This is a genomic window from Polaribacter staleyi, from assembly GCF_038024045.1.
Classification (GTDB): domain Bacteria; phylum Bacteroidota; class Bacteroidia; order Flavobacteriales; family Flavobacteriaceae; genus Polaribacter; species Polaribacter butkevichii.
This window is the reverse complement of sequence record NZ_CP150665.1, coordinates 2,668,694-2,692,353: the sequence shown is the minus strand read 5'-3', so window position 1 is coordinate 2,692,353 and position 23,660 is coordinate 2,668,694. Positions and strand designations below refer to the sequence as shown.

20 protein-coding genes are annotated in these 23,660 nt (G+C 31.7%); 12 read left to right on the top strand and 8 right to left on the bottom strand.

Features of this window, described 5'->3' with window-relative positions; all coding sequences use genetic code 11:
• Positions 1 to 200: 200 nt before the first annotated feature.
• The 5 genes from WHD07_RS11620 to nirB form a co-directional block, all read right to left on the bottom strand.
• Positions 201 to 860 carry a response regulator transcription factor gene (locus WHD07_RS11620; RefSeq protein WP_211296735.1) on the bottom strand — a complete coding sequence of 220 codons (660 nt, stop codon included), beginning with the start codon at positions 858 to 860 and terminating at the stop codon, positions 201 to 203.
• Between the two features lie 282 nt (positions 861 to 1,142).
• Positions 1,143 to 2,951: a type IV pili methyl-accepting chemotaxis transducer N-terminal domain-containing protein gene (locus WHD07_RS11615; RefSeq protein ID WP_343328516.1), complete on the bottom strand. Its 1,809-nt coding sequence runs from the start codon at positions 2,949 to 2,951 to the stop codon at positions 1,143 to 1,145.
• 17 nt (positions 2,952 to 2,968) lie between these two features.
• Entirely contained in the window at positions 2,969 to 3,553 is a 585-nt protein-coding gene (locus tag WHD07_RS11610; protein WP_343328515.1) for a DUF4202 domain-containing protein, read from the bottom strand.
• 9 nt (positions 3,554 to 3,562) lie between these two features.
• Positions 3,563 to 3,940, bottom strand: a complete 378-nt coding sequence (gene nirD, locus WHD07_RS11605) for a nitrite reductase small subunit NirD (protein ID WP_343328514.1) — start codon at positions 3,938 to 3,940, stop codon at positions 3,563 to 3,565.
• A gap of 151 nt (positions 3,941 to 4,091) precedes the next feature.
• Complete coding sequence (gene nirB, locus WHD07_RS11600; protein ID WP_343328513.1) at positions 4,092 to 6,605, bottom strand: nitrite reductase large subunit NirB; 2,514 nt, start codon at positions 6,603 to 6,605, stop codon at positions 4,092 to 4,094.
• Positions 6,606 to 6,829: 224 nt separating this feature from the next.
• Between nirB and WHD07_RS11595 the strand changes: the two genes are divergently transcribed.
• The 10 genes from WHD07_RS11595 (at position 6,830) to WHD07_RS11550 (ending at position 14,783) form a co-directional block, all read left to right on the top strand.
• A complete protein-coding gene (locus WHD07_RS11595; protein WP_343328512.1) occupies positions 6,830 to 7,411 on the top strand; it encodes a HupE/UreJ family protein in 582 nt (193 codons plus the stop codon).
• A gap of 214 nt (positions 7,412 to 7,625) precedes the next feature.
• Entirely contained in the window at positions 7,626 to 8,054 is a 429-nt protein-coding gene (locus tag WHD07_RS11590; RefSeq protein WP_105049634.1) for a deoxycytidylate deaminase, read from the top strand.
• Positions 8,044 to 9,615 carry a S41 family peptidase gene (locus WHD07_RS11585; RefSeq protein WP_343328511.1) on the top strand — a complete coding sequence of 524 codons (1,572 nt, stop codon included), beginning with the start codon at positions 8,044 to 8,046 and terminating at the stop codon, positions 9,613 to 9,615. The genes WHD07_RS11590 and WHD07_RS11585 overlap by 11 nt, the downstream gene beginning before the upstream one ends.
• A gap of 320 nt (positions 9,616 to 9,935) precedes the next feature.
• Positions 9,936 to 10,265 carry a HesB/IscA family protein gene (locus tag WHD07_RS11580; protein ID WP_105049636.1) on the top strand — a complete coding sequence of 110 codons (330 nt, stop codon included), beginning with the start codon at positions 9,936 to 9,938 and terminating at the stop codon, positions 10,263 to 10,265.
• A gap of 38 nt (positions 10,266 to 10,303) precedes the next feature.
• A complete protein-coding gene (locus WHD07_RS11575) occupies positions 10,304 to 10,453 on the top strand; it encodes a hypothetical protein (RefSeq protein ID WP_343328510.1) in 150 nt (49 codons plus the stop codon).
• A complete protein-coding gene (locus WHD07_RS11570; protein ID WP_343331007.1) occupies positions 10,422 to 10,667 on the top strand; it encodes a four helix bundle protein in 246 nt (81 codons plus the stop codon). Before WHD07_RS11575 ends, WHD07_RS11570 begins: the two co-directional genes overlap by 32 nt.
• 32 nt (positions 10,668 to 10,699) lie before the next feature.
• On the top strand, positions 10,700 to 12,148 hold the full coding sequence (gene sufB / locus WHD07_RS11565; RefSeq protein ID WP_343328509.1) for a Fe-S cluster assembly protein SufB: 1,449 nt from the start codon (positions 10,700 to 10,702) through the stop codon (positions 12,146 to 12,148).
• A gap of 129 nt (positions 12,149 to 12,277) precedes the next feature.
• Positions 12,278 to 13,027, top strand: coding sequence for a Fe-S cluster assembly ATPase SufC (gene sufC / locus WHD07_RS11560; protein WP_105049639.1), 750 nt, complete (start codon positions 12,278 to 12,280; stop codon positions 13,025 to 13,027).
• A gap of 142 nt (positions 13,028 to 13,169) precedes the next feature.
• Entirely contained in the window at positions 13,170 to 14,483 is a 1,314-nt protein-coding gene (sufD, locus tag WHD07_RS11555) for a Fe-S cluster assembly protein SufD (protein WP_105049640.1), read from the top strand.
• A gap of 96 nt (positions 14,484 to 14,579) precedes the next feature.
• Complete coding sequence (locus WHD07_RS11550) at positions 14,580 to 14,783, top strand: hypothetical protein (protein ID WP_343328508.1); 204 nt, start codon at positions 14,580 to 14,582, stop codon at positions 14,781 to 14,783.
• Positions 14,784 to 14,813: 30 nt separating this feature from the next.
• Here the strand turns inward: WHD07_RS11550 and WHD07_RS11545 are convergent, their stop codons facing one another.
• Positions 14,814 to 16,136: a serine hydrolase gene (locus WHD07_RS11545; RefSeq protein WP_343328507.1), complete on the bottom strand. Its 1,323-nt coding sequence runs from the start codon at positions 16,134 to 16,136 to the stop codon at positions 14,814 to 14,816.
• Positions 16,137 to 16,235: 99 nt separating this feature from the next.
• Here WHD07_RS11545 and WHD07_RS11540 point away from each other — a divergent pair, with 99 nt between their 5' ends.
• The gene (locus WHD07_RS11540; RefSeq protein ID WP_343328506.1) at positions 16,236 to 17,450 is read left to right on the top strand and encodes a cysteine desulfurase; all 1,215 of its coding nucleotides are present in this window, start codon (positions 16,236 to 16,238) and stop codon (positions 17,448 to 17,450) included.
• Positions 17,451 to 17,578: 128 nt separating this feature from the next.
• On the opposite strand, the gene WHD07_RS11535 is transcribed toward WHD07_RS11540, so the two are convergent.
• Positions 17,579 to 19,261, bottom strand: a complete 1,683-nt coding sequence (locus tag WHD07_RS11535) for a G-D-S-L family lipolytic protein (RefSeq protein WP_343328505.1) — start codon at positions 19,259 to 19,261, stop codon at positions 17,579 to 17,581.
• A 21-nt stretch (positions 19,262 to 19,282) separates the two neighbouring features.
• Complete coding sequence (locus WHD07_RS11530) at positions 19,283 to 22,144, bottom strand: TonB-dependent receptor (RefSeq protein ID WP_422897637.1); 2,862 nt, start codon at positions 22,142 to 22,144, stop codon at positions 19,283 to 19,285.
• Between the two features lie 206 nt (positions 22,145 to 22,350).
• On the opposite strand from WHD07_RS11530, the gene WHD07_RS11525 reads away from it, so the two are divergent.
• On the top strand, positions 22,351 to 23,283 hold the full coding sequence (locus WHD07_RS11525; protein WP_343328503.1) for a bifunctional riboflavin kinase/FAD synthetase: 933 nt from the start codon (positions 22,351 to 22,353) through the stop codon (positions 23,281 to 23,283).
• The last annotated feature ends 377 nt before the right edge of the window (positions 23,284 to 23,660 follow it).

Sequence of the window (23,660 nt, the reverse complement as noted above, 5' to 3'; positions counted from 1 at the left end):
CAGAGAAACATAGAGATACACTGAGGTTTTTTCTTTGCGCCCTTGGCGATATAACTTTGTGAGCTTTGCGGTTAGTTGTTATACAGAGAATCAAAGAGAAACGCAGAGATGCACTGAGGTTATTTCTTTGCGCCCTTGGCGATATAACTTTGTGAGCTTTGCGGTTAGTTGTTACACAGAGACATCTACAGTCAAAAGACCTATATCAACTGATACTCTCTGGCCTTATTTGTTAATTCTTGTAAGTTTTTAGCTTCTAATTTCTTCATTAAATTAAAACGATGCACTTCTGCAGTACGCTTACTAATTGCTAATTCTTCAGCAATATCTTTATTATTCTTTAACTCTAAAACTAAAGTAAGTATCTGTCTTTCTCTTTTAGTTAACTTAAAAGGAAGCTCTTTTAATTCTGTTTTTGGTTCTGAAACTTTCATTGTATTACCATTTACAAAGTTATTCATTATAATGGTAGAAACATCACCTGTAAAATACTTATCGCCAGCAGCTACATTATTCACGGCTTTTAAAAACTCTTCTTTACTAGCTCCTTTTAACAAATAACCATCTGCACCGGCTTGTATCGATTTTACAACATACTCTTCAGAATCGTGCATAGAAAGCACTAAGGTTTTTACATCTATTTTCTGTTTTGTAATTTCTGCAACCACTTCAATACCATTCATTTCTGGCATACGAATATCTACAATAAGAACATGAGGTTTGTTTTTAGCAATTACCTCTAAAGCTTCTTTTCCGTTAGAAGCTTCATCAATAACCGTAATTCCTGTCTGATCTTCTAAAAGTGCTTTTATTCCATCTCTTACCAAAACATGGTCGTCTGCTAAAACTACATTAATCATAATTACAATTATTTTATACGTACAAAAATAAGGTTTTTAAGTAAAACTACGTAATTAAAATAATCTCTAACCGTTACTTAATTTTCTAAAAGAATCTATCTGCATTATAACTACACTGTCACATCGAGTGATTTTGCTTTTTTTTTGCAAAATTGTATCGAGATGTTTTTTTACAAGAAATAAAAGTTAACAACCCTAAAAAAGTTTTCGATACAATTTTTCTTCATTCTTCAGAAAAATCACTCGAACTGACATTATGTAAAGCATATCTATATTAAAAAGTTAAATAGGAATATTCAAAGTAACTCTAGTCCCTTTTCCTAATTCAGAATTTAAGAATAAACGACCATCAATATATTTAATTCTTTCTTTCATAAAGGTCATTCCCATGCCTCCATCTCCGTTTTTTACTTTCTTTACTTTCGATGGTTCAAAACCTTGACCATCATCATCAATAACAATACTTAAAATATTTTTACTGTGAGAAAGTGACACTAAAATATGTGAAGAATCTGCATATTTAATAGCATTGTTAATTGCTTCTTGGGTAATTCTGTAAATATTAATTTCTACCAAAGAATCTAAACGATCATTAAAACCTGTTTTGTTATAAAACATAATTTCTTTACCTGTTAATCTCCCTAGCTCTTGTGTTAACTTGGTTATTGCAGGCACAATTCCGTGATCTGATAATTCAGGCGGAGTTAAATTAAAAGTAGCAGTTCTAACTCCTTTTATAATATTGGTGGTTAATTCTTTTAGGTGTTCTATTTTTATCGTTGTCTTATCAATATCATTCATATTAATGCTTTCTAGATTGTATTTTAACCCTGTAAGCATTTGTCCAATTCCGTCATGAACATCTTTGGCAATTCTGTTTTGTTCTTTTTCTTGATTTTCAATAATCTTACTTGAGATTATTTTCTGCTGACTCATTTTCTCCTCGAAATTCTTTTTTACCAACCTTTCAATTTCTATCTGGGCAGCTTTTCTATCTGTAATTTCTGAAGCTATAATTAACAATTCTGATTTATCTTCTGTAGGCCTGTAAGGAACTATAGACATTTCTAACCAAATACCAACATCTCCTTTAATAGTTGCTTTTACCTCTCCTTGCCAACCCGTTTTTTTATATTTATTAATTAAATCTTCAATTAATAATTGCTCATTTTCATTGGTTGATAAAACATGCCAAAAGAAAACTTCTTTTTTAATTTTTGACAATCGAAATAAGCGAGAAAACTTATTACCTATATGAATTAAACTTCCGCTTGGAGAAATTCTTGCAAACAATAGCGTTTCATCCATTGCATGACTTAAAGCACGTAATTCTTTAATTGATTTTTCTTTAGAAAGACTCAGTTCATCTGCGTCAAAAGCCATTTTTTTAGCTTTTTTTTCTGCAAATAATAAATCAGACAACGTAGCTTTTACTGATTTTGCTGCTGGCCAAAAAATGAATAATAACTCTCCAAAAAGAATCAATAAAGTTAAGCCCATTAAAGTAACCTCTAACTTTCTTAACCAAACTACTTTTTCTTCTGCTTCTAAATCATACTGATTTACAATCTCATCCATTATCAACAAAAAAGCACTTTCGTTATTGGTTACCTTTTTAATTTCTGATGTTAATTCATCATTAGAAACATTAGAATTTTCTAACTTATTTATAATTGATTTTGATGCTTTCTGAATGGTATCAAAAACAGGATTGATTGCTATAAACTTGTTTTTTATTTTATCGCTATTCTGTTTAGGAAGCCCTAAACTATCATTTCCGTTTTGAAGTGAATAATGAGACAACTCCCATAAATGAAGTGTTTCTGTAATTTTATTTTTAAGAAGAATTCTGTTTTTTTCATCCGAAGAAACCAAAAGAGAAACAATTTCTTTGGTTAATTTCTGACTCAACATTCGCTGCCTACCCGCAACATTAATTACGGTAGAATCGCTTTTTTGAGTTTCTAAATGATTGCGAACTAAAACCTGACTAATAATTACAGAAAGCGCAATAGCACTTAACGCAATCATATACAAACGGCTTAATTTATTAAACGTTCTTTGGTCTAATGAATTACCGTTTTTAGTCATTTTTTAGGTTATATTTTCTATGAAATAGCTTGTTTTACCAATGCTAAACTTTTTTCTGAAAATGGTATTTTTAAAGCTGCTGCGTGTCCAGCATCAGACATTTTTACCCATGTTTTCTTTAAAATATCAATGATTTTTTCATCGGTATGTTTTGCTGCAAATTCATCAAAGTAATAATCTAGAAAAACCAGGCAAATAACATCTTCTAAAGTTTGAGATTCTTCGTTTTTCTTGATGAGTTTTTTTAAGATAATTTTCTGAACTCTATCTACAAATTGAGCATCAAAACCAACTTGTTCTAAGATTTCTCCAGTCAATTCTGCGTGCATCTTTTTTAATTCTTCACGCCATTTTAGATACCCAACTCTATCCATCGGAAACTCTTTTCTACCAATTTTCCAACGACAAATATGTTGTGCTCTTGCCGCAATTTGAAGTGCTTTTGATGCATTTGGATCAAACTGAAGCAACTTTCTAGTCATCCTTTGAGAATACAATAATTCTTTAGGATACTCTAATCCAGAAACTTGGTAATTGTTTGGGTCTTCTGCGTTTTTTTTATCAATAATAGCAATAGCAGTTTCAAATCTTGTTGGCTTCATTTTTTAGTTTTATTCTGAGAAGCCAATATACACATTTTCTGCTTCAATCTTAACAGGATATATAGCAATAGGCGCTAAATCTGCATTTAAATTTTCGCCAGTTTCTAATGAAAACGTTTTTTTATGCAAAGGACATGCAATTTTAGGAATCCCTTTATGATCGCCCAACATACCTCTAGACAACACCATTTCTTGTTTTTCTGGTGATAAATTTTGACACGCATACCATTTGCCCAATCTAGAAAAATTGAAAACAGCAATTTGTAAATCTTTGTATTTTACACACGCACCACCATCTTTTGGAAACGCACTTATTGGAGCGGCTTTAAACCAAACTTTTACTTCTGCTTCTTTGACTGTTTTGTATTTTAAAAGTAATGTGTCCATAATTGTTGTTTTTGTTGATATGTTCTCGATACAAAATTTCTAAAAAAGAAATTTCACTCGAACTGACAGTTTTCGTTTAGCTATTTTATTTTTAATATTGTCACATCGAGTGATTTTGCCTTTTCGCAAAATTGTATCGAGATGTTTTATTTTAATTTTTCCAGAGTTCTGGCATTTTTTGATCACGTAAAGGCACAAATACTAAGTTGTCATCTCTATCATCTGAATTTACAAAATGATGAAAACGTTTCTTTGTTTCTTCGTTTGCGATGGCTTGCTTCCACTCACATTCGTAAGCATCCACTAAGAATTGCATCTCTTTTTCTAAATCTTCAACAATATTTAAGCTGTCTTCTATAACCACTTTTTTCAATTGCTCTATTCCGCCTTCTAATTTATCTAACCAAGCAGCAGTTCGCATTAACGGAGCGGCTGTTTGTATATAGTAAATTAAATAACGATCTAAATATTTTATAACCGTTTCATTGTCTATTTTTTCAGCTAATAACTGTGCGTGTCTTGGTGTTGCTCCACCGTTTCCACCCACATAAAGATTCCAACCACCTTCTACAGCGATAATTCCAAAATCTTTACCTCTTGCTTCTGCACATTCACGAATACAACCAGAAACACCACCTTTAATTTTATGCGGAGAACGCAACCCTTTATACCTGTTTTCTAATTTTATGGCAAAAGAAATACTTTCATCTAAACCATAACGACACCATGTAGAACCTACACAACTTTTTACAGTTCTTAATGATTTTCCGTATGCATGACCACTTTCAAAACCTGCATCAATTAACTCTTTCCAAATTGCTGGTAAATCATTTAATTCAGCTCCAAAGAAATCGATACGCGCTCCACCGGTAATTTTTGTATATAAATTATATTTCGTTCCTATTTGTCCTAAAACAATTAAGTCTTGTGGCGTTACTTCTCCACCCGCAATTCTTGGCACTACAGAATAGGTTCCGTTACGCTGTATGTTTGCTAAAAATTTATCGTTTGTATCTTGGGTAACATCTTCTTTATTTGGAGTATCATTATATAAACTTGCAAAAATTGAAGAAACTAACGGCTTACAAGTTTCACAACCATGACCGGTTCCTGTAGCATCTAAAACCTCGTTAAAAGTAGTTAGCTTTTTGGCTTTTATAATTCCGTATAATTCTTGTCTGCTATATTCAAAATGTTCACAAATTACATTTTTAACTGTTTTACCTAACGATTTCAACGTTTCGTTAACCAAATCTGTAACCATTGGTTTACAACCACCACAACTTGTACTTGCTTTTGTTGATGCAATAACGCCTGCTAAATCCTCACACGAACCATCTTTAATAGCTCCACAAATTTGACCTTTACTTACGTTTTCACAAGAACAAATTTGTGCCTCGTCTGGTAAATCTAATGCACTACCAAAAGCACCGCCTTCTGTTGCTGGTAATATTAATTGCGCAGCATCTTCTGGAATTGCCATTCCGTTTAAAAATACTTGATGCAACATATTGTAGTCTGATGCATCCCCTACTAAGATTCCTCCTAATAAAGATTTACCATCTAAACTAACGTTAATTCTTTTATATAAATGCTGTGTTTTGTTTTCGAAAATAACAGAATGTCCTTTAGATGCAGGCATAAAAGGTTCTCCAAAACTTGCTACATCTACACCAATTAATTTTAATTTGGTAGACATGTCAATTTCGGCAGGCATTAAAGTTTCGGTCTTACCTAAAATTTGATCTACAGCAACACCAGCCATATCGTAACCAGGAGCCACTAAACCATAAATCATTTGGTTGTACAAAGCAACTTCTCCGATTGCGAAGATATTTTCGTCGGAAGTTTTCATTTTATTGTCAACTACAATTCCGCCACGAACGCCCATTTCTAAGCCACATGTTTTACCAAGTTCATCTCTTGGACGAATTCCTGCAGAAACTACTAACATTTCTACGTCTAAAACATCGTCTTCGCCAAACTCCATTCCCGTAATAGCATCGTCTCCTAAAATCTGGTTGGTTGCTTTACTTAAATGTATATTTAATCCTATCGATTCTAATTTTAATTGCAATACTTTACTACTTCTTGCATCTAATTGTCTTGGCATTAATTTAGGTGCAAACTCTACAATATGCGGTTCTAACCCCATATCCATAACAGCTTTACCAGCTTCTAAACCTAATAAACCACCACCTAAAACAGCAGCTCTTGCATTTGGGTTTCTCTCTTTAAGATTTGCAGCATACGCTAACATACCTTCTAAATCCTCTATAGTTCTGTACACAAAAACCCCTTCTTTTTCTACACCTTTAATTGGCGGAACAAAAGCAGAAGATCCTGTTGCTAAAACTAAGTAATCGTAATTAAAAACTCTGTTTTTAGCAGTAATTATAGTTTTTGTAGTTCTTTGAATGTCAGAAACTCTTTCATCAACAATTAAATCGATTTTATTTTCTTTATACCATTCTGCAGGTGCCATTTCTAAAGCTTTTGCATCTTGGTTTTCGAAAAACTCACTTAAATGGACTCTATCATAAGCAGGTCTTGGCTCTTCACCAAAAACAATAACTTTAAATTCTTCATTTACAGATGCTGCTACAAATTTTTCACAAAATTTATAACCAACCATTCCATTACCTACAACTATAATTGTTTTCATAATTACGTATTTGAATTACAAAACTAAGTATTATTACTTATTTATACGTATTTAATTTTATAAAATTTACGTATTAATTAAATTATTATTGATTTAAAGAAATGAATACTTATAAATTTGATATTATTTAAAATTTAGCAATTAGAATTGTTAATAGTGTATTTACGTTTTATTTCGATTACAGTTTTTAATATCTTTGGCAATCACACCTAATTAATTTTTAAATGGACGATTTTTTACTGTATTTTAAAATGGGCTTAAACCATGTGTTAGATTTATCTGCTTATGACCATATTTTATTTTTAATTGTTTTAGCAGTTGTATTTAGCTTTAGGCAATGGAAAAAAGTTTTATGGTTGGTTACTTTATTTACAATCGGTCATTCTGTTACCTTGGCTTTATCCGCGTATGGTATTTTAAAAATTAAAATGGATATGATTGAATTTTTGATTCCGGTAACCATCTTTATAACCGGACTTGTAAATGTACTTACCGCTAAAAATGCGTCTTCGGGGAAACAAAATATCAACTTAATTTTTGCTGTATTTTTTGGTTTAATTCACGGATTAGGTTTTTCTAACTATTTTAAAATGATGGTTGGTAAAGAAGAAAATAAGTTGTTTCCGTTATTAGAATTTGCATTAGGTATAGAAGCTGCTCAGATTATTATTGTTTTAGGAATCTTAATTGTTGGTACACTACTACAAAACTTTTTTAGAGTTAGCAGAAGAGATTGGATTTTAGTTTGCTCTTCTATTGTAATTGGTTTTGCGATACAAATGATGTTAGATAGAGTTTTTTGGTAAATAACAAAATTTTCGTTTTTTTCTGCTGATAACAAGTAAGCTGCGTTAGGGATTGCAGTGAAAATCCTTTTTATGAAGAATGAATAAAAAGATTGTAACATAAAGCCCGACCTTTAGGGGAACGCCCAAAAAAGAGTACTTAGAGAGCGTCTAAATAAATTTTGTCTTATTATTAACGTCTTATTTCTGTAAATATTTTTACTTTCGTTCTAGTATGACGGATAAGAAACAATTAAAGTACGATAGAGCTTACTTAAAAATGGCTTTTGAGTGGGGAAAACTCTCACATTGTAAACGTAAACAAGTAGGTGCACTCATTGTAAAAGGCAGAATGATTATTTCTGATGGTTTTAACGGAACACCAACTGGTTTTGATAATTGTTGTGAAGACGATGAAGGAATTACAAAGTGGGAAGTTTTACATGCAGAGGCAAATGCTATTTTAAAAGTTGCTTCTTCTACCCAATCTGCAAAAGGTGCTACACTTTATATTACCTTATCTCCGTGTACACAATGCAGTAAATTAATTCACCAAGCAGGAATAAAACGTGTGGTTTTTGCAAATTCTTACAGAGATACATCTGGAATCGATTTTTTACAAAAAGCAGGCGTAGAAATTATGCATTTACCTTATGAAAAATAGTAACAACTTACCTATATATTTATCTTTAGCAGTTATTTTAGGTTTACTTATTGGTGTTTCTTTAAACGGAAGCCCTATGAATATGATGTCTCTTTCTAAGAATTCTTCGCAAGAAATGAAGATAAAGAAACTGATTAATTTTATTGAAAAAGATTACGTAGATACTTTAAATACAGATAGTTTATTAGATGGTGCCATAACGCAAATGTTGGGTAAGTTAGATCCGCATTCTGTGTATATACCTAAAGAAAATTTGCAAGCTGTTACAGAAAACATGCAAGGCAATTTTGTTGGTATTGGTGTGCAATTTAGAATGATAAACGATTCTATTACCGTGATTCAACCTATAAAAGGCGGACCAAGCATAAAAGCAGGTATTAAAGCTGGCGATCGTATTTTAATGGCATATAAAGATACGTTGTATGGTAAAGATATGTTTACAGACAAAGTGCCTGGTTATTTAAAAGGGAAACCAAATACTAAAGTTGCACTTCAAATTTATAGAAAAAGTACAGACTCTCTTTTTACAATTGATGTGACTCGTGGTAAAGTAAATATTAAAAGTGTTGATTTGGCATATATGATTAACGATTCTGTTGGTTATATTAAATTAGATCGTTTTGCTAGAAACACCTATACAGAATTTAAATCATCATTACATACTTTAATAGATGATGGAATGACCGATTTGGTCTTAGATTTAAGAGGCAATGGCGGTGGTTTTATAGACATTGCTAATAGTATTGTTGATGAATTTTTAGAAGACGATAAATTAATTGTTTTTACCAAAAACAACAAAAATAAAATTGAAGAGTCTTTTGCCACTTCTAGAGGTGATTTTGAAAAAGGTGGTTTGTATGTTTTAATTGATGAAAACTCTGCCTCTGCATCAGAAATTGTTGCGGGAGCCTTACAAGATAATGACAAAGGAACTATTATAGGTCGTAGATCTTTTGGGAAAGGTTTGGTGCAAATAGAAATGGATTTAGGTGATGGTTCTGCAGTGCGTTTAACAACGGCTCGTTATTACACTCCAACAGGTCGTTCTATTCAGAAACCCTATAATCATAATGGAAATAAAAATTATTATAAAGATTTTCAGAACAGAATTACAAGCGGAGAACTACTAAGCAGAGACAGTATAAAAGTAGTAGATTCTTTAAAATTTACAACACCAAAAGGTAAAATTGTTTACGGTGGTGGTGGTATTATTCCGGATGTTTTTGTACCTATAGACACTACTTCTTACATGACCAATTTCTATTTTAACACTATAAATAATTTTGCTTTTGATTATGTAGATAACAATAGAAAAGCTCTAGAAAAATGGACCATAGACAGCTTTGTAACAGATTTTGACACAGATAAAAAAGTATTTAATTCTTATTTAACAGAAGTTAAAAACCGTGTAAAACCAAATACTAAAACCAAAGAAAGTTTAAAAAAATACTTAAAAGCATCTATTGCAAACACTCTTTTTGGCGATGTAGGTTTTTATAGAATTATGCACAAAGATGATAACATGATTCAGAAAGTATTAGAACTAGAAAGCCAGAAATAATTAATTCGGTTAGTTTGTATTAGTAAAAGACGGTTACTCATAGTTGTTAGCACTAAAATAATCTTTAATGGTACGTATTAATTTGCTATTGTATACATGCTTTTGCACCAATTAAAAATATAATATCTTTTCTAAATTCATTGTAGTAGTTATAAGTGTTTTAAAAACCCATTACTGTTCTAAGAACTACAATAAACCTTACTTATAATTACAATCAATAAAACCAATTGTATAATTAGGTTTGATAATGAAAGTTTCCAAGTTTTATTCGACTTATATTGTATATTTGCAGACAATTTAGATTTAATCTATTTAAAATTATGATAAAAGTTTCAGACACAGCGAAGAAGAAAGTCGTAGAACTAATGACTGACGATGGCTTTAATGCCGCAACCGATTATGTTCGTGTTGGTGTAAAAAGTGGTGGTTGCTCTGGTTTATCTTACGATTTAACTTTTGATAATAAAAAAGATGAAAACGATAAAGTCTTTGAAGAGAATGGTGTGAAAATTATTGTCGATAAGAAAAGTTTTTTATATTTAGTAGGAACAACTTTAGAATACTCTGGAGGTTTAAACGGAAAAGGATTTGTTTTTAACAATCCAAACGCAAACAGAACATGTGGTTGTGGGGAGAGTTTTAGTTTATAAAGTTCACAGTAAAAAAGTTTTTAAAGTAGCGTAATGTTATGGCAAAATTTAGTTCTTTTGAAGAAATTATTTCTTGGCAAAAAGCAAGAGAACTAAATGTTGTCTTATATAAGATTACAAATTCAAATGATTTATTTTCTAAAGATTTTGGATTAAATAAGAAGGGCGTCAGTTTCAATTTCTTCTAACATTGCAGAAGGTTTTGAAAGACAAACAACTAAAGAATTTATAAGATTCTTATATATAGCTAAAGCATCTGCGGGCGAAGTTCGTTCTCAATTGTATTTAGCTTTTGACATAAAATATATTGATAAAAATGAGTTTGAAGAATTAAAGTTAAAAACAAATGAAGTTTCAAAATTGATAAGTGGACTATTAAAATATCTGCATTCAACTTTATAAACTTTTAACTTTTTAACATTATAAACTAATTTATGAGCAAGTACACAGAAGAAGATTTAGAAAAAGAATTAGAAACCCAAGAATATAAATACGGTTTTTATACAGATATAGAAAGTGACACATTTCCTGTTGGATTAAGTGAAGATGTTGTTCGCGCAATTTCTAAGAAGAAAAATGAGCCAGAATGGATGACTGAATGGCGTTTGGAAGCTTATAGAGTTTGGGAAAAAATGGAAGAACCAGAATGGGCAAATGTGCATTATGAGAAACCAAAGTTTCAAGACATTGCGTATTATTCTGCTCCAAAAAAGAAACCTAAATTAAATTCTTTAGATGAAGTTGATCCAGAATTATTAGACACTTTTAAACGTTTAGGGATTTCTTTAGACGAACAAAAAAAATTAGCTAATGTTGCTGTAGATATTGTTATGGATTCTGTTTCTGTAGCTACTACTTTTAAAAAGACATTAGGTGAAAAAGGGATAATTTTTATGCCAATTTCTGAAGCAATTCAAGAACATCCAGAATTGGTTAGAAAATATTTAGGAACCGTTGTACCAACAACAGATAACTTTTATGCAGCATTAAATTCGGCAGTTTTTTCTGACGGATCTTTCTGTTACATTCCTAAAGGTGTTAAATGCCCAATGGAATTATCTACCTATTTTAGAATTAATGAAGGTGGTACAGGACAATTTGAAAGAACCTTAGTTGTTGCAGATGCAGGAAGTTATGTTTCTTATTTAGAAGGTTGTACTGCACCAAGTAGAGATGAAAACCAATTACACGCAGCTGTTGTAGAATTAATTGCAATGGACGATGCGGAAATTAAATATTCTACCGTACAAAACTGGTATCCTGGTAATAAAGAAGGTAAAGGTGGCGTTTACAATTTTGTAACCAAAAGAGGATTGTGTGAAACCAACGCTAAAATTTCTTGGACACAAGTAGAAACAGGTTCTGCAGTAACATGGAAATATCCTTCTTGTATTTTAAAAGGAAACAATTCTGTTGGTGAATTTTACTCTATTGCAGTAACCAACAATCATCAACAAGCAGATACTGGTACAAAAATGATTCACTTAGGCAAAAATACCAAGTCTACCATTATTTCTAAAGGTATTTCTGCAGGACACTCACAAAACTCATATAGAGGTTTGGTACATGTTGGAGCTCGTGCAGAAAATGCACGTAATTTTTCTCAGTGCGATTCTTTATTAATGGGTAATTCATGTGGTGCACACACGTTTCCTTACATAGAAGCAAAAAACAAATCGGCACAAATAGAACACGAAGCAACTACAAGTAAAATTGGTGAAGAACAATTATTTTACTGTAACCAACGTGGTATCGATACAGAAAAAGCAATTGCATTAATTGTAAACGGATTCAGTAAAGAGGTTTTAAACAAACTTCCTATGGAATTTGCTGTGGAAGCGCAGAAATTATTAGAAATTAGTTTAGAAGGTTCTGTAGGTTAAAAAACTACAAATAGTTACTGTTTACTTGTTTACCTATTAAATTACATAAACAACGAATACAGTTTAAAAATATATAATTATTAAAATAATGCTGATAGCCAAAAGCTAAAAGCCAATAGCATAAAGAGAATGTTAAAAATAGAAAATTTACAAGCAAGTATAGACGATAAATCAATTTTAAAAGGATTGAATTTAGAAGTAAAAGCAGGTGAAGTACATGCAATTATGGGGCCTAATGGTGCTGGAAAAAGTACCTTGGCAAACATTATTGCAGGAAAAGAAGATTATGAAGTTACTGCCGGAACTATTGAATTAAATGGTGAAGATATTAGCGAATTAGCACCAGAAGAAAGAGCACATAATGGTGTCTTTTTATCTTTTCAATATCCTGTAGAAATTCCTGGAGTTTCTGTTACAAACTTTATTAAAACGGCTATTAACGAAACTCGTAAAGCAAAAGGTTTAGAAGACATGCCTGCTAAAGACATGTTAAAAATGATTCGTGAAAAATCAGAATTATTAGAAATAGACCGTAAATTCTTATCTCGTTCTTTAAACGAAGGTTTTTCTGGTGGAGAAAAGAAACGTAACGAAATCTTTCAAATGGCAATGCTAGAACCAAAATTAGCAATTCTTGATGAAACTGATTCTGGTTTAGATATTGATGCTTTACGTATTGTTGCAAACGGTGTAAACAAATTAAAATCTAAAGACAACGCAGTAATTGTTATTACGCATTACCAACGTTTACTAGATTATATTGTACCAGATTTTGTACACGTTTTACACGATGGAAAAATTGTAAAAAGTGGAGACGCTTCTTTAGCTTTAGAATTAGAAGCAAAAGGATATGATTGGATTAAACAAGAACTAGTATAGTTCACAGTAAATCAGTAGCAGTTTGCAGTCAAAAAACTGCATGCTAAAACAGAAATAAAATTAAAATAGTTAGTCATTAAAGCAATTTATACATGTCATTGGTAAACTGCCAACTGAAGACTGACAACTGAAGACTGAAATAATGGAATTAAAAGAAAAATTAATATCATCATATGTAGCTTTTGAAAACGGAATTGACATTAATTCTGATGTTCATGAGATACGTTCTAAAGCATTTCAAAACTTTGAAGCGTTAGGTTTTCCTACCAAAAAGTTAGAAGAATGGAAATACACGTCTTTAAACTCAGTTTTAAAACAAGACTATAGTATTTTTCCTAATAAAGCCAATAACATTGAATTAGCCGATGTAAAGCAGTATTTTATACATGATATAGATACGTATAAAATTGTTTTTGTTGATGGTAAATACAGCTCGTTTTTATCTGAAACAACGCATGATACTGTAGATGTTTGTTTAATGTCTGCCGCTTTAACAAAGCCACAATACAAATCGGTTATAGAAAACTACTTTAACAAAGTTGCAAAACAAGATAATTTAACGTCTTTAAATACGGCATTTGCTACAGAAGGAGCTTATATAAACATTCCTAAAAATGTTGAAGTAAAAAAACCAATTCAAATTATCAATTTTACTACAGGTTCAGAAGCTGCAACCATGCTACAACCTAGAAATTTAATTGTTGTTGGAGAGAATGCTCATGTTCAAATTATAGAACGTCATCAAAGTTTAACAAGCAACCCAGTTTTAACAAATTCGGTTACAGAAATATTTGCTGATAAAAGAGCTTTTGTAGATTATTACAAAATTCAAAATGATGATAATAATGCATCATTAGTAGACAATACTTTTGTAGAACAACAATCTAATACTGTTGTATCTGTGCATACTTTTTCTTTTGGAGGAAATATCACTAGAAACAATTTAAACTTTTATCAAAAAGGAGAATACATAGACTCTATCTTAAAGGGAATTACAATTATTGAAGGAAAACAACACGTAGATCATCATACTTTGGTACACCATATTGAGCCAAATTGTGAAAGTCATCAAGATTATAAAGGAATTTATGATGAGCGTTCTACAGCTGTTTTTAACGGTAAAGTAATTGTAAATAAAGAAGCTCAAAAAACAAATGCTTATCAACAAAACAACAACGTTTTATTAAGTGATAAAGCAACCATTAATGCAAAACCTCAACTAGAAATTTTTGCTGATGATGTAAAATGTTCTCACGGTTGTACTATTGGTCAATTAGATGATGAAGCTTTATTTTACATGCAACAACGTGGTATTCCTAAAAAAGAAGGAAAAGCATTATTAATGTTTGCTTTTGCAAATACGGTTTTAGAAAGCGTTAAAATACCAGAGGTAAAACAACGTATTACCAAGTTAATTGCAGAGAAATTAAATGTAAATATTGGTTTCGATTTGTAAGGCAACGCAGTTGCTTTTTGTATAAAGATTAAACCACGCTTTTTGCGTGGTTTTTTTATGCTCAACTATTTTTTGTAACTTTAAAAAAACAAAATTATGAACAAAACAATTAAAACAATTTTATTATCTGCAGGAGTAGTACTTCTTGTTTATGGAATTTACACAATGGTACAGCCAGAAACCGAAATTTCTATTGGCGATTTAGATTTAGTAAAAGCACAAGACAATACAAACTCTTATATTACAATAGCATTAGGAATTGTAGCTGTAGCACTTAGTTTGATAAAAGGAAAGGGCTAAATAATTCAACCTATTTTTTTACAAATGGTATTATTCTTCAATAGCAGAAATAACACCTTTTAAAAACTCATTTTCATCAAAGTTTTTTAAGCCAAAACGTACAATAACCATTTCTTGATCGGGTAAAACATATACCCTTTGTCCTTGAAAACCATCTGCATAATACATGTTTTTAGGCACATCTTTAAAGTGATTTTTTGCATTTAACCAAAACTGAGCACCATAAGTTCCATCAGAAGTTGGTGTTGGTCTGGTTATATAATCTACCCATTTTTTTGTAAATAATTGTTCTCCGTTCCAATTTCCGTTTTTAAGGTATAAAAGACCAAATTTACACCAATCTCTTGTGGTTGCCCAAGAATAAGAAGAACCTACGTAATTTCCACTTAAATCGGCTTCTAAAAGCATAGAATTCATTCCTATCTTATCAATAAAATCTGAATACCAAAAATCTAAATATTCTTGATGTGTTTTAAAATAGCTTTTTAAAATTCCAGATAATAAATTAGTGGTTCCAGAAGAGTAATTCCAAGTTTCGTTTGGCTTGCCAACCAAAGGTTTGTTTTCTTGCATTTTGGTCATATCTCTTTCTAAAAAAAGCATTTTAGTAGCGTCAGAAATTTCTTCGTAATTTTCATCCCATTCCAAACCAGAATTCATTTGTAATAAATTACTGATGGTAATATTTTTTCGTTCATCTTTTTGCCACGACGCAATTGGTGCTTTATCATTTACGCCCAATTTTCCTTGATGTTCTAAAACACCAAAAACAGTACTTAAAATACTTTTAGTCATGGACCAACCCAATAATTTTGATTCTTTAGAAAATCCATCGGCATATTTTTCTAAAACAATTTGATCTTTATAAATGATTAAAACCGCTCTTGTTTGGTTTATTGAATCAAACAAAAAATCTACAGAGCTATCTATTTTAGCATAATCTAAATTTGCAAAAACCGTATCTTTTTGTGGTGCATCTCCATAAGGATACACCTTTAAATTATCCCTTTTTTTTCTTTTAGGTATTAGGTAATTGGCAGTTTCATCCTTTTCTATTAAGGTTAAAACAGCGCCTAAACCTTTTCTATAAACTGCTTTTCTAGTTAATAAGCCAAACGCAGAAGAAATTGCTATTTTACTTTCTAAATCAATTGCATCAGAAGCTAAATTAACAGGCGCAAAATTATTATCTGTTTTGTCTGTAAAGGCTAAAGTTCTATCTGCAACAAAAACAGAAGAAGCAATATTTTTAGCAGAATAGCCCGATAACATATTCAATTTTGGATAATTATAAATTATTGTACTTAAAACAAGAATCAATACTAAAAGTAGAATCCGTTTAAAAATTTTCATGAGAAAAGAGTTTAGTTATGTAAAAATAAGAAAATCATATTGGCTTTTTTACAAGTTTAAAAAATCAACCTTTATCTTTGTCTTTTAAATTGATTTTGTATGATAAATGTTGATAAAATTCGAGAAGATTTTCCCATTCTAAAAAGAACGGTTCACGGAAAGCCTTTAGTCTATTTTGATAATGCTGCCACTTCACAAACACCGCAAGTTGTTATTGATGCCATTGTAGATTATTATAGCAATTACAATGCTAATATTCACAGAGGTGTGCATACTTTAAGTCAGGAAGCAACAGACAAATATGAGCAAGCACGTATTAAAATTCAGAAACATTTTAATGCAAAAGAAGCTTATGAAATTATTTTAACTTCTGGTACAACAGACAGTATTAATAGAGTTGCTGCTGGTTTTGCAACCCTTTTAAATGCAGGTGATGAAATCATTGTTTCTGCATTAGAACACCATTCTAATATTGTACCTTGGCAAATGTTGTGCGAAAAAACAGACGCTATTTTAAAGGTCATTCCGATGTTAGAAGACGGTTCTTTAAACATGGAAGCTTACCACAATTTATTGAATGAGAAAACAAAATTGGTTTTTTGTAACCATGTTTCTAACGCATTAGGAACCGTTAACCCAATTGAAGAAATTATTAATGCTGCACACAAAGTAAACGCTGCTGTTTTAATTGATGGAGCTCAGGCTACACCTCATATAAAACCAGATGTACAAGCTTTAAATGTTGATTTTTATGTAGCTTCTGCTCATAAATTATGTGGCCCAACAGGTGTTGGAATGTTATACGGAAAACAAGAATGGTTAGAAAAACTACCTCCTTACCAAGGTGGTGGAGAAATGATAGCTACCGTAACTTTCGAAAAAACAACCTATGCTGGTTTGCCTCATAAATTCGAAGCTGGAACACCAAATATTTGTGGTGGAATTGCTTTTGGAGCTGCCATAGATTATCTAAATTCTATTGGTTTTGATGAAATTGCAGCGTATGAAAATGAACTTTTAACTTACGGTACGCAAGAACTTTTAAAAATTGAAGGATTAAAAATTTACGGAACCACCAAAGAAAAAACTTCGGTTATTTCTTTTAATGTAAATGATATTCATCCGTATGATATTGGCTCAATATTAGATAAATTAGGAATTGCCGTTAGAACAGGTCATCATTGTGCACAACCCATTATGGACTTTTATAAGATACCAGGAACCATAAGAGCTTCCTTTTCATTCTACAACACAAAAGAAGAAATAGATGTTTTAGTTGCCGGCGTAAAAAGAGCAACAATGATGCTTTCATAATTGTCATTGCGAGGAACGAAGCAATCTGCTTAGTGTAAGCTACAAATTTTTATGTATTACGTTCTATAATATAAAAAAAGGTTGAGCAATTGCTCAACCTTTTTTTTGTACTTAATTGTATGTATTTCTTACTGTAAAAGCGGTGAATAATTTGTTGTAAAATCTCCTGCTTTTGCCAAACCATTTGTTGCTGTTGTAAAGTTAGAACCAAATTTAGCATCCATAGCAGCTAAAATTTTGTTAGCCATTAAAGCATAACCTCTACCTGTTAAATGAACTCCATCTAAACTTACCAAACCACCCGTAACTAAACTTGTTGTCATGGTATAACCATCAAACATTATTCCTGTAGAAGCTTCTTGTAAAACACCCTTAAAATCTACCAAAGCAATATTATCATTTAAAGCAGCAGCATCTTCTATAATTGTATTATAAGCATCTGTAGCGGTTTTTATTGCTAATTGTTCTTGTGGTGTAAGTACCCACTTATCTTCTAAAGGAAGGGTAATTCCTTCTGCAGAAAACTGACCCGCTAAAGTTGCTGGTAAAAGTCCATTACTTTGAGCAATTAAAGTACCCGCTGCAGTCATATTTACTGTTCCGATTACTCTACTACTTGGTAAAACAAATAAATCATTAGAAGTTGCAGATCTTGCTTTTCCATATTGTTGCCCTAACAAATTAGCCACCAAAGGTGCCGCTGCAGCAGGTAACCCTATCGATTCTACAAAAGGAACAAAAGTTGGACTCGCACCTAAACTATTAGTAATTGCAGCAGTTAAATCTGTGGCATCTTCATCATATATAACTAAAGAATTTGTTTCTGTAGCAGAAAAAACAATAGCACGTTCTGGTTCTCCAGCACCTACATACACCTGATTAACAGCGCCAAAAACTGAATTTAATAACGGAATTTGAGCTTTTAAAGTTGGTCCAGTTTCTGCATCATTAGGGTCTAAAGGATTATAAGGCACGGTTGTAAAGTGTGCTAATGTTGTAATATAAGGTAAATTAGCAACTACTCCTTTTGCTCCACCAGAAGTTAAAGTTGCAATCATACCATTAAAAACATTTGCAAAAACTAAAGGGTTTGTAATATCATTAGATCCATAAGTTGCAGGGTTTAAATTCCCTGTAGGATTTCCTTCAGATGGAGATTGATCTACACCAGTACCTCCAGAAAGTGCATAGCCTAAAACATCATTACCACCAATTTCTGATAATGTAAAAAATGTTGGTGACTGTGCCATTGCATCTCCTAAAACCGTTGCTGTAGATGAAGAAGCCATTCTTGCAAAATAAGGGTTAGCTAACCCTGGTATAACGCCTGCTGAGTTACCATAACCTGCCGCTAATAAATGAAAGCTTTTTGCCCCAGGAATACCAAAATTATTTAAGCTACCGCTAACAGTAGAAGTAACTTCTGTAGTTGGTGTTGCTGTTAAAGATTCTGGCCCAGAACCATTAAAAAATAATCTTGGTCCTTGTATTACATTTCCTGAATACAATAACCCACCAATATTATCATTCATTAAAGGTTGATTAAAATCTCCTCCTCCAGCAGCTTTAAATTTTGATGCTAAGATATTAGGAAAAGAATTTTCTTGTGCTACTTTAAACAAAGCTCCATCTGTAAAACCTGCTGTAAAAGAGGCTCCAATAGAAACATATTTAGAAAAATCTAACCCATTTGCATTTAATTGAACTTCTGCTGCTACTTCTTCTGGAATTGTATCCAACTCATTGTTTACATCACAAGACATAAAACCAAGCGTTAAAAGAAACAATCCTACATATTTATAATTCTTCATTAAATTTTGATTTTTTTTTTTTTAGTTATTAATTGTCCAAGAAAGGTAGTACTGAGAACCAATAGCACCAACACCCGGAGCACTTAAATATTCTTTACCTGTTAAATTAGCACCTCCTAATTTAAAAACAGATTTCCAAGTAGGCACACTATAATTAATTTGTGCATCTAATACTGTTCTAGATGCAATTGTTGCGTCTAAGAAAGTAGATTCCCATCTGTATTCATCTTGCCATCTTGCATTAATATTAAAACCAAAGTTTTTAAACAAATTGGTGTTTCCAAATTGTAATTTTACTTTGTGTTCTGGTGTATTAAACCCTGCTTCAAAATCTGGATCAGAAGCTTGATCAAAATCAAATTTAGAATACGTATAATTTAAACCTAGATTAAAATCATTTAAAACCTTTGTGTTTAAACCAATAGAAGCCCCATAAGAATTAATATCTGCTGCAGAATTGGTATAGGTTTGAAAACCTGCAAAATCACCATTTCCTATAGCTATTAAAGCTAAAGGAACATTAGCACCACCAGGACCTACAGGTGCCGTTTGTGTTAAGTTTACATCTCCATAAAAAGGAACTACCACATTTTTATTTGCGATAAAATCTTCATATTGATTGTAATACACACTTAAATCTACAGAAATATTAGAGTCTCCTGTTGGTACAATACCTCTATACCCAACCTCAAAAGCAGTTACTTTTTCTGGTTTTACCAATGCTACATTTGCATTTGTAGGTAAATTAGATTGATCTGCTGCAAAGGCCTCTACAGAACTTTGAGAAAAGGCATTTTCATAAGCCATTCTACCAGAAATAGAAGTAGTACTTCCAATTGGAGTAGTACCAAAATTATTAGCAATAAATTGACCTCCTCCACTAACAGTTAAAGGACTTGTAGTGTATCTATCTAAATTATCTGGTGCAGAACCTACTAAAAAACCTCTACCTGCATTTAAACCGATGTATTGATCTTGTGTTGTTGGGTTTCTAAAACCTGTTTGAAAAGAAGCTCTAAAGTTTTGATTTTTATTTTCGCCACCTGCGTAGGCAAATGAAATTCTTGGTGAAAAATTACCTTCAAAATTTTGTGCTTTGTCATAACGAATAGAAGCTGTAATTTTTAAACGATCTTCTTCTAAAAATTTCTTTTGTGCTTGTGTATACACACCATATTCATTGTATTCTATTGGACCATCATAATCTGTAAAAATACTACCGTTAGAATTTAAAGAGTATAACCTGTATGAACCACCAACCTGAAACTCTGCCCAATCTGTAATATCTTGTAAGTTATAGTTTGCATCTGCATGATAATATTTAGTATTGTCTTGAAATTTAGCACCAGTAACTAAATCTGGGTCTTGGATTACCTCTTCAAAAGCGGCTTTAAAACCTGCTGATCCAGGAAGTAACCTACCCGATTCTGCCGTTTGTCTTGCAACTGCATGTGCTTGATCTGCCGTTAAACCTGCTAACGTTCCTTGTACAAAAGCTCCGGTATACTCTCCAAACCAAGTATTGTCATCTTTCCAAGCTCTATTAATATTAATAGCAGCAAAACGAGTATCGTAAGAATTACCTGCATCTTCACTAGTTACATAACCTCTAACAAAAAAGTTTTTACCTTTTACTTCCAATTTATGTTGCTCCATTAAGAAGTCTTTAATATTGTATCTGTTGGTACCTTGATAAATAGTGTTTCCAATACCAAATTTAGAATTCCATACAATTTCTAAACGATCATCTCCAAAAGGACGATAATTTAAAGAACCTCCAAATTTTACACTTTTTGCTTCATAAGTCATTAAATCTCTTTCATCGTACCCTGTTCTACTTACATTTTCGCTAGGCACTAAAGCTGCTGCACCAGATGGTAAAATACCTAACCCCTCTAAGGTTTCTGCAACGCCTCTTAAATTGGTAGAGACCTCATCTCCATAAACATTTAAACCATCGTAGTTTCTATCAGAATTTCTATCTCCAGAAGTATAACTGCCATCTTTTGTATTTCTATAATCTGTTGCATACCATTCTGTACCTTTTAAATAAGATAAAGTAGCTTTTGCAGCAAACTTATCTGAAAAAGCATATGCCATTCTAATATTTAGATCTTTAAATTCGTTGTCTCCTGCAGCATCTTGACTTGTAATTCCTGATTTTAAAGAAACACTAATTCCTTGATCTTCAAAAGGGCTTTTACTTGTCATAAACATAATACCATTAAAAGCATTGGCACCATATAATGCAGAAGATGCCCCTGGAAGTAATTCTACCGTTTTTACATCTAACTCAGACATACCTAACAAATTACCCAAGGCAAAATTTAATGCCGGAGATGAATTATCCATCCCGTCTACCAACTGCATAAAACGCGTATTAGAAAACGTAGCAAAACCACGTGTGTTAACAGATTTAAAAGTTAAACTATTTGTATTAATATCTACTCCTTTTAAATTTTCTAGGCCATCATAAAAACTAGGTGCAGATGTGTTTTTAATTGACCTACTATCCATTCTTTCTACCGTAACAGGAGACTCCATAATACGTTCTGGAGTTCTAGAAGCAGAAACAACTATTTCATCTAAAGAAGTTTCATTTTCAATTAAACTAGCAATTACTTTTTGATTATTTTTTGTAATTTCTATTTTTTCTGGATGAAAACCTAATACAGAAATCTCTAAAGTAAAAGGTGGTTTATCTGTAACCTGTAGTACAAAATTACCATCAAAATCGGTAGTAGTACCTACCGCTTTTCTTGAAATTTTAATATTAGCACCAGGAATTGTTTCTCCTGTTTTGGCGTCTTTAACAGTACCTGTAACCGTGGTTTGAGCAACCATGGCAACACTACTAAAAGCTATAAACGCTAGAAGTATCATTTTTTTTATCATAATTTGAATTATTTGTTAGCTAAATGCAAAATACAATTTTTTTTGAATAATTCAATAAATAGTGCTGTTTTTTAAGATTATAACAATAATACCCCGTATTTTTATCAAATAAAAAGTTCTAAAAACTACTCTTTTACATATTAGAAGAAACGGTTAGTTATTGTACATTTGTAATATCTTTAATTATCTTTTTTTTGGATACAATTCAGAATATTTCTAATTTTTCTACTTCAGAAAAAACATACGTAACCATTGGTACTTTTGATGGGGTACATTTTGGGCATCAAAAAATTATTGACAAGCTTGTTTTAGAAGCTAAAAAAGCCAATAAAAAATCGGTGTTGCTTACCTTTTTTCCGCACCCAAGAATGGTGTTACAAAAAGACAATTCTTTAGAGTTGATTAACACGATTGAAGAACGTGCAGAATTGCTTAAAAAAACAGGTTTAGATTACTTAATTATTCATCCTTTTAGTAGGGAATTCTCTAGAATGACGGCCTTAGAGTTTGTACGTGATGTTTTGGTAAATAAACTTAATATATCTAAATTAATTATTGGTTACGATCATCATTTTGGTAAAAATAGAGAAGGAAATATTGTTCAGCTTACTGAATACAGTCATTTATATGATTTTATTGTAGAAGAAATTCCGGCACAAGACATTGATGATGTTTCTGTAAGTTCTACCAAAATTAGACAAGCTTTAGCAGAAGGAAGTTTAAAAACCGCCAACAATTATTTAGGTTATAATTTTATGTTAAGTGGTACTGTTGTAAACGGAAAACATTTAGGCGGAACAATTGGCTACCCAACAGCCAATATTGATGTAAAAGAAAACTATAAACTAATACCAAAAACAGGGGTTTATGTTGTGAAATCTACCCTTGATAATAAAACTGTTTTTGGAATGATGAATATTGGTAGTAGACCAACGGTTGATGGAAGCTACCAAACTATTGAAGTACATTTTTTTGATTTTAACCAAGATTTATACAACCAATACCTTACCATTGAATTGCTTTATTTTTTACGAGATGAAGAAAAGTTTAGTTCTATAGATGCTTTAATTGTTCAGCTTAAAAAAGACGAACAAACTGCTAGAGATTATATTAAAAACAAGCTTTAAGTTTTTTACATAGGTTATGTTAATGCTACCTTTTTTTTAAGGAACCTTGCATCTCTTTTGCTATCACTGTTATGGGACTTCTCATTGCATTCGAAGTGACAACTAGGGTGGTTTATTATGCTTTCTAAATTAACATACAGATTTGTCATTTCGAAATGAGCATTTTTAAGCGATTGAGAAATCACATAAAGTTAACCAACTTTATATTAGCTTGTTTATGGGATTTCTCCTAACGTCGAAATGACAAGTTGGGTGTGTAGTTTTGGGTTTTCATTGTTATGGGACTTCTCATTGCATTCGAAGTGATAACTAGGGTGGTTTATTATGCTTTCTAAATTAACATACAGATTTGTCATTTCGAAATGAGCTTGTTTAAG